The sequence below is a fragment of the Acinetobacter sp. OYA S30 genome (assembly GCF_033599315.1).
Taxonomy (GTDB): Bacteria; Pseudomonadota; Gammaproteobacteria; order Pseudomonadales; family Moraxellaceae; genus Acinetobacter; species Acinetobacter baumannii.
This window is the reverse complement of the sequence record NZ_JAWVAV010000007.1, coordinates 32733-45821: the sequence shown is the minus strand read 5'-3', so window position 1 is coordinate 45821 and position 13089 is coordinate 32733. Positions and strand designations below refer to the sequence as shown.

13 protein-coding genes are annotated in these 13089 nt (G+C 39.2%); 7 read left to right on the top strand and 6 right to left on the bottom strand.

All coding sequences use genetic code 11. From position 1 onward, the window contains the following. Positions 1–94: 94 nt before the first annotated feature. Positions 95–577: a phosphate-starvation-inducible protein PsiE gene (locus R5R67_RS05540; protein ID WP_001113289.1), complete on the top strand. Its 483-nt coding sequence runs from the start codon at positions 95–97 to the stop codon at positions 575–577. A gap of 37 nt (positions 578–614) precedes the next feature. Here the strand turns inward: R5R67_RS05540 and R5R67_RS05535 are convergent, their stop codons facing one another. Beyond that, positions 615–998, bottom strand: coding sequence for an RcnB family protein (locus tag R5R67_RS05535; protein WP_000743005.1), 384 nt, complete (start codon positions 996–998; stop codon positions 615–617). 164 nt (positions 999–1162) lie between these two features. Here R5R67_RS05535 and R5R67_RS05530 point away from each other — a divergent pair, with 164 nt between their 5' ends. Next, positions 1163–1609: a hypothetical protein gene (locus tag R5R67_RS05530; protein ID WP_001290064.1), complete on the top strand. Its 447-nt coding sequence runs from the start codon at positions 1163–1165 to the stop codon at positions 1607–1609. Positions 1610–1924: 315 nt separating this feature from the next. On the opposite strand, the gene R5R67_RS05525 is transcribed toward R5R67_RS05530, so the two are convergent. Further along, positions 1925–3388 carry a phospholipase D family protein gene (locus R5R67_RS05525; protein ID WP_001218064.1) on the bottom strand — a complete coding sequence of 488 codons (1464 nt, stop codon included), beginning with the start codon at positions 3386–3388 and terminating at the stop codon, positions 1925–1927. 75 nt (positions 3389–3463) lie between these two features. Beyond that, on the bottom strand, positions 3464–5539 hold the full coding sequence (znuD, locus tag R5R67_RS05520) for a zinc piracy TonB-dependent receptor ZnuD (protein ID WP_000899879.1): 2076 nt from the start codon (positions 5537–5539) through the stop codon (positions 3464–3466). Positions 5540–5674: 135 nt separating this feature from the next. On the opposite strand from znuD, the gene R5R67_RS05515 reads away from it, so the two are divergent. From R5R67_RS05515 to R5R67_RS05495, 5 genes are all read left to right on the top strand, one after another. After that, positions 5675–6439, top strand: a complete 765-nt coding sequence (locus R5R67_RS05515; RefSeq protein ID WP_001116951.1) for a DUF4184 family protein — start codon at positions 5675–5677, stop codon at positions 6437–6439. Between the two features lie 170 nt (positions 6440–6609). Continuing rightward, complete coding sequence (gene aspS, locus R5R67_RS05510) at positions 6610–8388, top strand: aspartate--tRNA ligase (RefSeq protein ID WP_000986451.1); 1779 nt, start codon at positions 6610–6612, stop codon at positions 8386–8388. A gap of 138 nt (positions 8389–8526) precedes the next feature. After that, on the top strand, positions 8527–8745 hold the full coding sequence (locus R5R67_RS05505; protein WP_001251491.1) for a hypothetical protein: 219 nt from the start codon (positions 8527–8529) through the stop codon (positions 8743–8745). Continuing rightward, on the top strand, positions 8745–9683 hold the full coding sequence (locus tag R5R67_RS05500) for a glycosyltransferase (RefSeq protein WP_001170031.1): 939 nt from the start codon (positions 8745–8747) through the stop codon (positions 9681–9683). Before R5R67_RS05505 ends, R5R67_RS05500 begins: the two co-directional genes overlap by 1 nt. 37 nt (positions 9684–9720) lie before the next feature. Next, positions 9721–10740 (top strand): glycosyltransferase family 2 protein, encoded by a 1020-nt coding sequence (locus R5R67_RS05495; RefSeq protein WP_000498151.1) that lies wholly within the window; start codon positions 9721–9723, stop codon positions 10738–10740. Between the two features lie 27 nt (positions 10741–10767). On the opposite strand, the gene rfbC is transcribed toward R5R67_RS05495, so the two are convergent. Genes rfbC through rfbD form a run of 3 tightly spaced genes read right to left on the bottom strand, consistent with a single transcriptional unit; the run spans position 10768 to position 13089 of the window. Beyond that, positions 10768–11319 carry a dTDP-4-dehydrorhamnose 3,5-epimerase gene (rfbC, locus tag R5R67_RS05490; protein WP_001195722.1) on the bottom strand — a complete coding sequence of 184 codons (552 nt, stop codon included), beginning with the start codon at positions 11317–11319 and terminating at the stop codon, positions 10768–10770. Continuing rightward, entirely contained in the window at positions 11309–12199 is an 891-nt protein-coding gene (rfbA, locus tag R5R67_RS05485) for a glucose-1-phosphate thymidylyltransferase RfbA (RefSeq protein ID WP_000054001.1), read from the bottom strand. The genes rfbC and rfbA overlap by 11 nt, the downstream gene beginning before the upstream one ends. Next, positions 12196–13089 carry a dTDP-4-dehydrorhamnose reductase gene (gene rfbD, locus R5R67_RS05480; RefSeq protein WP_000698332.1) on the bottom strand — a complete coding sequence of 298 codons (894 nt, stop codon included), beginning with the start codon at positions 13087–13089 and terminating at the stop codon, positions 12196–12198. Before rfbD ends, rfbA begins: the two co-directional genes overlap by 4 nt.

The following is a 13089-nucleotide window of genomic DNA, read 5'->3' as shown; positions in this document are numbered from 1 at the left end:
AAAAATCAGGCGTTTTTTATTTTGAATTTACTATTTCCATTGGCACAAAATTTGTTTAATTTCTAAACATTCTCATATCAAAAAAGATTTTACTATGCCTGATCCCAAAAAGTTTGAAAGAATCCTTGATCGGTTTGGACATTATGCTGTTGAGGCTTTTCATTATTTAGCCTTATTTATTATAGGCTGTATGATTGCTTGGTCTGCTGCTCATACCGTTTTTGAAATTCTGACCGTCAAAAAATATGCATCAATCGATGACATCTTATTGTTATTTATTTACCTAGAACTTGGGGCAATGGTTGGAATTTACTTTAAAACTAATCATATGCCTGTACGTTTTCTTATTTATGTCGCCATTACAGCCCTAACACGTTTACTGATTTCTGATATCCAACATGACCATAAAGCTGACCTTGATCAAGTCATTATTACTGGCTCAATTCTTATTTTAGCCTTATCTATTTTAGTTGTCCGTTTTGCTTCTTGGCACTACCCATCTGTTATGAAAGAAAAACATTCAAAAACGCCTACTTCTTTAAAAACACCCCAACCGCAAGATGACGAGTTGGCATAAAAAAATGGCCCTAAGCTGGCCATTTTTTATTTTACATTTAACGAACTCGATAAATGTGATGTTTCGAGTCAACCAATAAGTATTGGTTAGGAGTTTTCACCCAGTGATATCCACGTGGTGGTGCATATAAGCGATGTGCACGCCAATCTGAGACATAATAACGGCTATTACGGTATTCCACAGGAATACGATCACCGCGCTTAAAGGCTACATATCGGCCATAATGGTTGCCACGCTCATAGTGTGACCAAACAGGAGCTCTATGATCATTGCGGTGGTCATAACGATAATCATGACGCTGATCATAGCGATTATGGTCTTTACCGTGATAGTTATCCCAACGATGATTTGAATCGGCCATCGCAGTTGCCGACATACCCAACATTAATGTTGAAAGTACGAGAACAATAGGCTTTTTCATGGAGTATTCCTTTTTATCTTGATCTGAAGCTAGATTAAGAGAGAGTCAAGGAGAAACCATGAATAAAATGGCTTTGATTGATATTGTTTGTAATGACTATAAAGAAAATATGAAGAATCTGTATCTGTGCTACCATTAGCATTTTTCAAGCTAGGTCAATTGCTGTGTCTGAAATCAGTTTTGAACGTCTTCATCAATTTTTCTGCAAAGTTCCAAGTGTACAAGAAGCCCGTATCATGGCTCATGGAGCAGATGGCGAACACGCTTGGTGGTTTAAGTTCAGTATTGATGTACAACACCCTCTCGCATGGCAAACCGTTCAAGAACTAGGTCATGTTTTAAATTACCTGTCGACGAATGAACGTTTACCTACTTTATTCTTTCCTGTGTCTCCACCACCTTACATGAATGGTGAAGCAAAAGATTTTTTATCATGGGTTATTCAGTGTAATCACCCTGAGTTTTCTCCAGATGTGGTTTGTGATTGGCTTGAAGCGCGTTTGCCGAATCCTGTAGATGATGAGTCGCAGTGGAAAATTAAGACGGATTTGAGTGAAATAGAAAAGTTAGATGATAAAGCGTTGGATCAGTTGATTCCGCCAGCGCCTTAAAATATTCAAAGTTTTATTTTCTATTTTTAATTAGCACGACGGGGTCTTACCGCTTTAATTTCTATTTGTAGTAGCTAATTCGTTACTTTGGTTTCGCCCAAAGTAACCAAAAGCATTTGTCATCCACAAAACCTGAGGTACGGATAGCAAAGATTAATAATCTTTGCCGTACCGCAAGGCGAAAGCTATGCTTGAGTTTGAACTACGCACTTTGTTTGTCTTGCGCTCGAAGCAAACGATGTTTGCTTTCCCTCGCTCAGGTTGTGGATGACTCTAAGCACAAGCCATTTTTTTTGGAAAACTTCAAGATAGTAATTAAAAAGTCGATAAACCTGACCATTCCATAAAACGATAAATCCAATACTTCACTTTAGACTCATCAGCATACTTCGCATAGTCCACGCTCATCTGTCTACCTTGTAGGTTTGACCACGAAGTATTGAAGTAATTCTGAGCATCTTTAAAGACTTGATCTTGAACTTTGCCTACAACCAACATATCCGTTTCAAGGTTATAATTTTTTAAATTACGGGCTGTAAAATTGGCAGATCCTACAATTAACTCAGCTTGTTGAGCATTATATTTCAAGATCATTTTGCTATGGTTCTGCTCGCCATGAGTATCACACCAACGAATTGGAATGCCAGCAGCATGTAACTCTGAAGCTACTTGACGGTTTGGGATACCATTCTTTTGTCTACCAAACGCATCTTTATTTGGATCGAGTAAAACACGAACAATAACGCCACGTTCTTGGGCACTTTTTAGAGCTTTAATAATCTTACGTTCAGACAAATAGAACATACTTAAATCAAGATGTTCTTTAGGTTTAGCCGTATTAATTAATTTTAATACAGCTTCATAGATTGCCCCTTCAGTTAGCACTTGAACTTGAGGCTTGCTAACGTCTTTTTCAAAATCGCCTAATATAAGTGATGGTGAACTACTTCCTGACATTTGCGCAACAGCAGCTTCGGTTTGGAGTACATCAGCAGCTGTGGCTCCATTTACCACCAATGCCACATTAGAATGGCGCGAACTACCATCATGCGGATTTGCTGAGGTCACCAATGACTTCCAACCCGCATCGGTATCAACGACAACAGTTTTACGATGGTTTGCTTTAAAGTTAAATAAGTTCAAATAACTACGTAGCGTAATTTTTTCATCGCCAAATGGGTTGGGTAACCAGCCTTTCTCTGGATTATTGCCAATATTTTGGCAACAGATGTACCAAAACCCTGACCAGAATGGGTTAGAAGCACGTAAAGGTGCCAGATTCGTTTCGATGACATCAACACCAGCTTGGCGTAATTGACGGTAGTGTTCAGGGCTTAGTCCACCATATACCGAATTAATCGGGTCGGTAATCATAACAACCTGAATTTGGCGGTTCTGTCTTTTCTTACTAATTAGTGCATCAGTGAGCTCTTGCATCAATGGTCTTTGCTTGAGTTTCGAGTCACCCACTTCTGAATTAAACAAGAACATATCCACCACAATCGTGGTTTTTGCTTCATCAATCATTTTCAAGATTTCATCAAAGATGTGCTGATCAACCTGTTGTTGCCCATTCGCATCAATATACGTTTTATCGGCTAAAAATTTAACATCGGCATGTCTGAGCTTGCCACTAAAGTTAATTCCTTGCGGCAATGGTTTCACTGTGTGATAAATTGCCGATGCAAGATATGCAATAGCAACAACGCAAAGTATGACCGCCATATAACGACGTCCTGACCAATTTAACTTTTGATGAATTCGCTGAAAAATACGCATAAAAAAGACCTAACTTGATAGTTTCAAATTAGGTCTTTTGGCTTGATTTTTCAAGTTTAGTTTCGTGTTGAAGCCTTAGAAACTAAAATCTACACCGACGGTAAAGTTACGTCCAACTTGCGGGATATTTGATAAGAACGACGCATGTTGATAAACCGTGTCATCTAACAAGTTATTCGCTTTTAAATAAACGCGATAATCTGTTTTTGCACCATATTGTCCAGAGTATGCTACCCCTAAATTGAGCATGTTGTAGCCTTCTGTTTCGGTTTCATAAGCCGCAATCTTATCTTGATTAAAGACATGATAGTACTCAGCAGAACCACTAAAACCGTCACCAAAATCTGCATCAACTTTAGTACCTAAACGCCCAGCCGGAATACGTGGAGCATTGCCCTCGGCATCAATCTTACCGCGCACGTAATCGCCAAAAGCACTGATCTTGTACATTGGCGTAATTTGATAACCAATTTCACCCTCAGCACCATAGAAACGAGCTTTATCTTGAGTGTATTGAACTAAACGGAAGTCTTTATAACGGTCAAGGGTTTGCGCATAGATGTAGTCATCAAACCAGTTATGGTAAACATGAAGATGATAATCGAGTTTGTCATTATCAAAATGCAAACCTAACTCAACATTATTTGATTTTTCCTTACTGAGTTGATCATTTCCTAACTCATAAGTATTGGTCGCAAAATGGGCACCATTTGCATATAACTCTTGTGCAAGAGGTAGACGCTCTTGGTGTGATGCTACAAATGAAAGCTTATAATTTGGCGCAAACTCCCAGTTGGCAGCACCTGCATAGGAAAAAGCAGAACCGTCAAAATCTTGTTTAGAGTTATCATCTACATCTATTTCTTGCTGATCTGCACGAGCAGAAAGTTCAAAATGAACATCTTTCCATTGTTTATGTTCTAAAGCAAAAACACTCCACTTTTTGGTAGTGGTTGGTGCCATAAATGCTTCTTCACCAGTTAAATTTAGTTTTTGTTGGCCTAACTGGGTACCAATTACCCCTTCCCAATCAGCAATAGGATTATGGACTAACTCAATACGCCCATCATAACCTTTGTTTTGGAATCGAGTCGCGATTGTCCCTTCTTCAATTTCATCATGCTGATAGTCAGTATAGCTCGCTTGGGCACGTAACTTTTGGAAGCCTGCAAATGGATCATTTAACTCGGTTTTAAAATCATAACGCTCAGATTTTAAGTCAATCCATGGGCCGCCATGTTCGTGCTCATGTTCTTCATGGGCATGAGCCTCTTCACCCTCTTCATGATCATGCTCATGAGCATCACAATGTAAATGTGGTCTACCTGTTAAATGAGCGCTACAGGTTTCATATTCATGGCTATGCCCCGGTAAACCATACTGGTCTCGACGGTTACTATACGAAATACCCGTATAACCGCGATCATAAATCCAAGACAACCCCACATTCACTGAATCACCTTGTGCAAAGGTATTGTCTACACGGCGCTCTTTTTCACCTTCATGAATATAGTTTGGTGCAATATAGTTATTCGCATCACGTGTTAACCCCTCAACACGTAATGCAACTTGGCTTCCCAACCCTACAGTTACACCAGCACTCGCCAGCTTTTCATCACTTCCAGTGTTGTAACGTAAGCCAACTTGTCCTTCATAACCATTTTCAGGCATTTGTGTAGGGATCTTGTTATCAATAACGTTGACTAAACCACCAACAGTTCCCGCACCAAACAATAAAGTAGAGGGTCCACGAATCACTTCAACTTGTTTTGCGAGAACTGGATCTACTGTTACAGCATGATCAGGAGACAAAGTTGAGACATCCACATTTTCAGATGAATTTTGAAGAACTTTAACACGTGGTCCATCTTGGCCACGAATCACCGGACGACTTGAACCAGCCCCAAACTGATTCGCATAAATCCCCACCTCACTATTGAGCGCATCCCCAATAGTGGCGGCCCCTTCAGTTAAATGCTTTTGGTCAACTACAGTATCTGCGACTGCAAAATCTTTTGAAGTTTGCTCAAGGGGGTGCGCCTTGATGCGGATAGTTTCTAACTTCTCAACATTTTCATTTTCTGCTGCAAATACAGGTATGGATATGGCAGCCAAAATGGATAAGGTCAAAATATTTTTATAGAACAACATGAGGTGAGTCTCTAATCGTACGCCTTTTGTTTTGTTATATTATAACATTTCAGTTGTTTTGCAATAAAAAACATTCGCTAATGACATGTTTCGATAGACTCAACTTTTTGATGATGTGAGAAGCTTTCTTTTCTAATGCCTTTTACAATCTCCCATGCAGTTATCGCCCCTCCACTTGCTAAATTGAGCCGAAATACGTTACCCATTGCCGCCTTAGCAATTGGCAGTATGACGCCCGATCTTTACCGCTTATTTACAATGCAATCAGGTATGCTGACCCATCAATGGAAGGGGCTTTTCTACCCTAACCTTACATTAGGGTTATTATTCTGTGTCATTTGGTATTTACTTTATCGACCTGTGGTTTACCGTTTTTTTGGTATCCAACACGATTTAAAACTAGATTCTTTTAGACATTTTTTTAGCTTTTTTATTGGAATCATAATTGCTCTACTCATTGGTGTAGCAACACATCTCATTTGGGATGGGCTTACGCACTCAGACTTTAGAACTTTTATATTTCAAGACTTTTTATCGCAAACTGTTCACTTGTTTGGCCGCCCTTATCCATTGCATCGCCTTCTTCAACTCGGTTCTTCTGCTCTGGCATTACCTTTTTTAGGCTGGATGAGTATTCATTACTATCAGCGCCATAAACAGCATTGGAAAGTAAATTATAAAATTAAAATTTTTGCTTGGTGTTTATTTGCTTTATCTACACTTTTAGGCTTATTTTCGTTTTGGGACTATGCCCGTTATATTCCCCATGAGGTTTGGCATTCTGATACCTATTATTTTACTGGCCGCTCTATTAATGAGTTTATGCAAGGTTGGTTAAGTACGTTTAGTTTAGGATGTCTATTATTCTTATTTTTAGATCGACAACAAAGAATGGGCTAAATAGCTAAACTTGCTGCCAAATTGCTCATTTTTAGCTAAATTATAGCTGTTTTTTGATCTAGTTCTTGTGGCATGCCATTCAACAGGGCATAATCGAAAACTTATTTTTTTGACGGTGCGCGGTTTACGCATCCGTCTTTTCAGCCAATATAGTTTGGATAATCTTCATCATGATGCGAACTCATTACTGTGGCTCTTTAACTGAAGCCCAAATCGACCAGACCGTTACATTATGCGGTTGGGTACATCGTCGCCGTGACCATGGCGGTGTTATTTTCCTTGATATGCGTGACCGTGATGGTCTCGTTCAAGTGGTTATTGACCCAGATACTCCAGAAGCATTTGCAACTGCAGATAAAGCACGTTCTGAATATGTATTAAAAATTACAGGTCGTGTTCGTCGCCGTTATGAAGGTACTGAAAACCCAAATATGGTGAGTGGTCAAATCGAAGTTTTAGGCAAAGAAATCGAAGTTCTTGCTGCATCTGAAACTCCACCATTCCCATTAAATGATGACACTATTAACGTGTCAGAAGAACACCGTTTAAAATATCGTTTCTTGGACATCCGTCGTCCAGAAATGTTAGAGCGTTTACGCTTCCGTTCTAAAGTAACCAACTTGATTCGTAACTATTTAGACGATCATGGTTTCTTAGACGTTGAAACTCCGATTTTAACTCGTGCAACCCCTGAAGGTGCGCGTGACTATTTAGTACCAAGCCGTGTACAAAATGGTAGCTTCTATGCACTTCCACAATCACCACAATTGTTCAAACAATTGTTGATGGTTGGTGGTATTGATCGCTACTACCAAATCGCGAAATGTTTCCGTGATGAAGACTTACGTGCTGACCGTCAGCCTGAATTTACTCAAATCGACATTGAAACATCGTTCTTAAACGACGATGACATTATGGATTTGATGGAAGGCATGACTGTTAAATTATTTAACGACTTGCTTGGCGTAAAATTTGAAAAATTCCGCCGTATGCCATACAGCGAAGCAATGCGTGATTATGCATCTGACAAACCAGACTTGCGTATTCCGTTAAAACTCGTTGATGTTGCAGACTTAATGCAAGAAGTTGAGTTCAAAGTATTTGCAGGTCCAGCTAAAGACCCTAAAGGCCGTATTGCAGCACTTCGTGTACCGGGCGCAGGTTCATTAACACGTAGTCAAATTGATGAATACACTAAATTTGTCGGTATCTACGGTGCAAAAGGCTTAGCGTACATTAAAGTCAATGAAATCGAAAAAGGAATTGAAGGTCTTCAATCTCCTATCGTTAAATTCATCGAACCAATTGTAATGCAATTGCTTGAACGTGTTGGCGCTGAAAATGGTGATATCGTATTCTTTGGTGCGGACAAAGCTAAAATTGTAAATGATGCAATGGGTGCGCTTCGTGTCAAAATCGGTCATGACTTGAATCTTGCGACTTGTGAGTGGGCTCCACTTTGGGTTGTTGACTTCCCAATGTTTGAAGAAACTGACGATGGCAAATGGACTTCTGTACACCATCCATTCACATTACCTAAATCTAGCGTAGAAGACGTGAAGAGCAATCCAGGCGAAGCACTTTCTGTTGCTTACGACATGGTATTGAACGGTACTGAAGTTGGTGGTGGTTCACTTCGTATTTACACATTAGAAATGCAAAAAGCGATTTTTGAAGCGCTTGGTATTTCCGATGAAGAAGCAGAAGAAAAATTCAGCTTCTTACTCAATGCGCTTCGTTACGGTGCACCTCCTCACGGTGGTTTGGCATTTGGTCTTGACCGTTTAGTAATGCTTATGACTGGCGCGACTTCAATTCGTGATGTTATTGCGTTCCCTAAAACGAAAACTGCTGAATGTCCACTTACTCAAGCACCGGCTCCTGTTGAAGCAAACCAGCTTCGTGACTTGGGCATCCGCTTACGTGAACAACAAAAGAAAGAAGCTTAATTGCTCTTTAATAAAAAACCCTGCAATTGCAGGGTTTTTTATTAGAAATAAGATATATATTCGACTTACCTAAGCTATGCTTTGCGAATAAGCTGGTCAGTGGCATAATAAGGAGCTTTTAATTTAGAGGTCAGCTTTATGGCTATGCGCCCAGATGTACGACGACATGCTTTAGTCGTGATTGTATTCTCCCTCGCACAATGGTTTTTCATGCGCTACATCCTTGCGAATGAATTATTTAACCTCACGACGAACCAACGTATTCTTTATTTCTGTGTAAGCAGTTTAGTCGGTGCATTACTTATCTTTGTTGCACTGATTTATATGGTGCTCAAAGGTAATGCGGATAAAAAGTAATGCAAAAGAAACTGCTCATCATTGGTAAACGCAGCGGTATTTTGCAGTGGTACGAAAATATTCTTGCTGCTGCCCATCAAAGCCCTGATTATGAAATCCAAGGCTTTGCCTTAAATCATAACAATACCACCGATCGGTTTCTGAAAAAGCTATTACCAAACAAAGATATATATACGGCAAATTTACTCAAAAAGAAACTGCAAACGTTTCAGCCAGATTTGATTCTCATTGCCGATCTTTTTTATTTTAATGATCATTTACTGCAAGTTTTGGCAGACTTTCCATGCAAAAAAGCACATTGGATTGGTGACTTTTTTGATGAACGCTTATTAAAATCTAAAGACGTCATTGATTTATATTGCTTTACCGATTCTAGCTTTATCGAAGATGCGAGAGCAATGGGACTAAATCATGCCATTTATCTGCCTCTTGCTTATAATCCAAATGTCTTCTTTTCTAGCAATGAACAAAAAGATGATCGTCTTTTATTTGTAGGCGCATGGTCGCCTGATCGACAAGAGCTCATTGAACAGATTCCCCTTCCCCTCACTGTCTATGGGAAAGGATGGGATAAACTCAGCAAATCAAACAGTATTGTTCACCCTCACAATATTCCTTTGACTGAAGTTGCCGAACTCTACAGAACGCATCGTTACATCTTGAATGTCATTAACAAGAAAAATATTCGTCAAGGTATGAATATGCGTTGTTTCGAAGCTCCGGCTTGTGGTTGTATTTTGGTAAGCGAGTATGTTGAAGATCTAAACTATGCTTTTGATATCAAAAATGAAATTATTTCATTTGAGAATCCGCAAGAATTGCAATTGAAGTTAAAAGATCCAATAATCAGCGCTGAAGCAGCCATGTATAAAGTTCAACAGAGTCATACTTATAAAAATAGGATAGAGACCGTCGTTGACTTATTGCTTCAAGCTTAAGTTTTAGCTTTTTTAATTTTGTATAGGCCACCCTCACGTGTTTGTTAGTGTTATTGTTCCAAGTTATAACCATGACCAATATTTAGAAGACAGAATTGAGAGCATTCTTAACCAAAGCTATTCGCAATTTGAAGTGATTCTTTTAGATGATCTATCACCCGATCATAGTGCCGAAATTTTAGCGAAATACAAAAGCCATCCGAAAGTTTCACATTGCATCATCAATGAACAAAATTCAGGCTCAACATTTTGCCAATGGAACAAAGGCATGCATCTAGCAAAAGGCGATCTGATCTGGATTGCAGAGTCTGATGATGTTGCCGACTTACAATTTTTGGAAAAATTAGTCCCTCATTTTGAAAAAAATCCTAAGCTTGTTCTTGCCTACAGCCAATCTCATCGAATGAATGCACAAGGTGAAGTCACGGGTTCATGGAAAGATTTTACTGATCAAGTTGATTCAAAATTATTTGAAAATGATTTTGAAATGAATGGTCTCGAATATATCGAAAGATTTTTAAATGCTCAAAACACCATTCCAAATGCCAGTGGTGTCATTTTTAAAAAACAGACTTATTTCGATGTAGGTGGAGCTAATCCAAGTCTACGCTTTATTGGTGATTGGGAAATTTGGGCAAAAATCGTATCGCAAGGTGACATCTTCTTTACGCATGAGTGTTTAAATTATTTCCGCTACCATGACACCAGTGTTATTGCCCAAGCCAAAAAGAAAAAAGATCATTTTGAAGTAAGACGGCAAGTGATTTTGCTCCGCCAAAGCATGTCTCAATTCTTAAAAGACTATTCCAAGACACATCCAGAAGCCAAAAAGGCTTACTGTATTAACCAGCAGAGCTTATCTAAAGAATTGAGAAAAAATGCTTCTTTGGCAATTCGTCGTCGCTATTATGATCGAATTATTCCAACGAGTATCACTGCACTACAAACTCTACCTTTTTATGTTGTCCCTTTTTACATACTCAAATTACTTATTCAGTTCATTTTATCAACCTGTTTAGTCGCACCATATAAAATAATATTGAAACAGCCTCGATAAAAAAAGAGGAGATAAACTCCTCTTTTTTTATGCTTTAAATGCATCTGCAATCTGATCTTTATCACTCACCAACACCTCACCAACCTCATCAAGAGGCCAGTTAATCGCTAGTGTTGGATCATTCCAAATAATAGTGCCTTCACTTTCTTTATTGTAGTAATTGGTGGTTTTGTACAAAAACTGGGTATTGTCTTCAAGTGCGATAAAGCCATGAGCAAAACCTTCCGGTATCCAAAACATGGTTTTATTTTCTGCACTCAGTTCAACACCAACCCATTCACCATAAGTTTTTGAGTCAGGTCGAATATCTACCGCAACATCCCAAACACGACCTTGTACAACACGTACCAGTTTTCCTTGCGCATAAGGTGCATTTTGATAATGCAACCCACGTAACACACTCTTTTGAGACAATGAATGGTTATCTTGTACAAAAGTTGGAACAGGCAAGTTTAATTGTTCAAGTGCTTGTGCAAAACGTTGCTGATTAAAGCTTTCCATAAACCAGCCGCGATCATCACCAAATACATTTGGATGTAGAATCAAAAGCCCTTCTATTTTAGTCGTTTCAACCTGCATTTGACTCTTCCCAGATTTTTTTCAAATATTGACCATATTCTGTTTTTTTCAAAGCTTCAGCACTTTCTAAAAGTTTCTCTTTGCTAATCCAACCTTGATTGAAACCAATTTCCTCTAAACATGCGACTTTTAATGACTGACGCTTTTCTACAGTATAGATAAAGTGACCTGCTTCTAAAAGCGATTCATGCGTGCCCGTATCCAACCATGCAAACCCTCGCCCTAAAAGCTCCACATTCAATGAACCATCTTTCAGATATGCATTATTGATGTCAGTAATTTCAAGTTCGCCACGTGCAGATGGCTTCACTTGTTTAGCAAACTCTACAACACGATTGTCATAGAAGTACAAACCCGTCACGGCATAAGGTGATTTTGGCTTTAATGGTTTTTCTTCAATGCTGAGAACTTTTCCAGTTGGGTCAAACTCGACAACACCAAAACGCTCTGGGTCTGTCACATGGTAACCAAATACTGTTGCACCATGCTCTCGATTACTCGCAGCTTCTAATTGTTTGCCAAAACTTTGACCATAGTAAATATTGTCACCCAAGATCAAACAAACATTATCTTGACCAATAAACTCTTCACCAATTAAAAATGCCTGTGCCAAACCATCTGGAGAAGGTTGTACTTTATAAGTAAGTTCAATACCAAATTGAGAACCATCACCGAGCAGTTTTTCATATTGGGGTAAATCTTCTGGTGTCGAAATCAATAAGACTTCACGAATACCGGCAAGCATCAATACAGACAATGGATAGTAAACCATTGGTTTATCGTAAATTGGCAAAAGCTGTTTCGATACACCTTTGGTAATTGGATGTAAGCGTGTACCTGAACCACCCGCTAAAATAATACCTTTACGTTTGAGACTCATTTATTTAATAGCTCCACTATGGTTCGCTTTACACCATCTTGCCAGTTAGGTAGACAGAGTTTAAAAACATGCTGTATTTTTTGGTTGTTCAATCTTGAATTGTGTGGTCTGGTTGCTGGTGTTGGGTAAGCCTTTGTTGGAATTGGATTAACCTTTTGTACAATCAGCGCCTGTCCTAATGACCGTGCTTGCTCAAATACATAACTTGCGTAGCCAAACCATGATGTTTCACCACTCGCCACCAAATGATAGACACCAGCTTTACTCACATCGGCTACGACTTGAGGAATAGCATGTGCAGTAATATCAGCAATTAGCTCAGCAGAAGTTGGAGCACCAATCTGATCATCAATAATCGACAACTCTTCACGTTGCTGAGCCAAGTTCAACATCGTTTTCAAGAAGTTTTTTCCTTTACTTGCATAGACCCATGATGTTCTGAAAATTAGATGCTGACAGCCACTCTCAACAATTGCCTGTTCGCCTAATGCCTTGGTTTTACCATAGACATTTAATGGTGCAATTGCATCTGTTTCAACAAAAGCTGTTTCACCTGCCCCGTCAAAAACATAATCGGTAGAGTAATGCACAAATAAAGCTTTAATTTGCAAACATGCATCGGCTATAGCCTTTACAGTTTGATGATTCACAAGATCAGCCGAATCCTGCTCAGTTTCAGCCAAATCAACAGCTGTATAAGCAGAAGCATTAACGACTACATCGGGTTTTAGCGCCACAATCGTGTCAAAAATTGCCGATGGTTGAGTCATATCGCCAGATAGACCATTTAAACCATGACGGTCTAATGCAACTACCTCGCCCAAAGGAGCAAGCGCTCGCTGTAGCTCCCACCCAACTTGTCCATTTTTTCCAAGCAATAAGATCTTCAT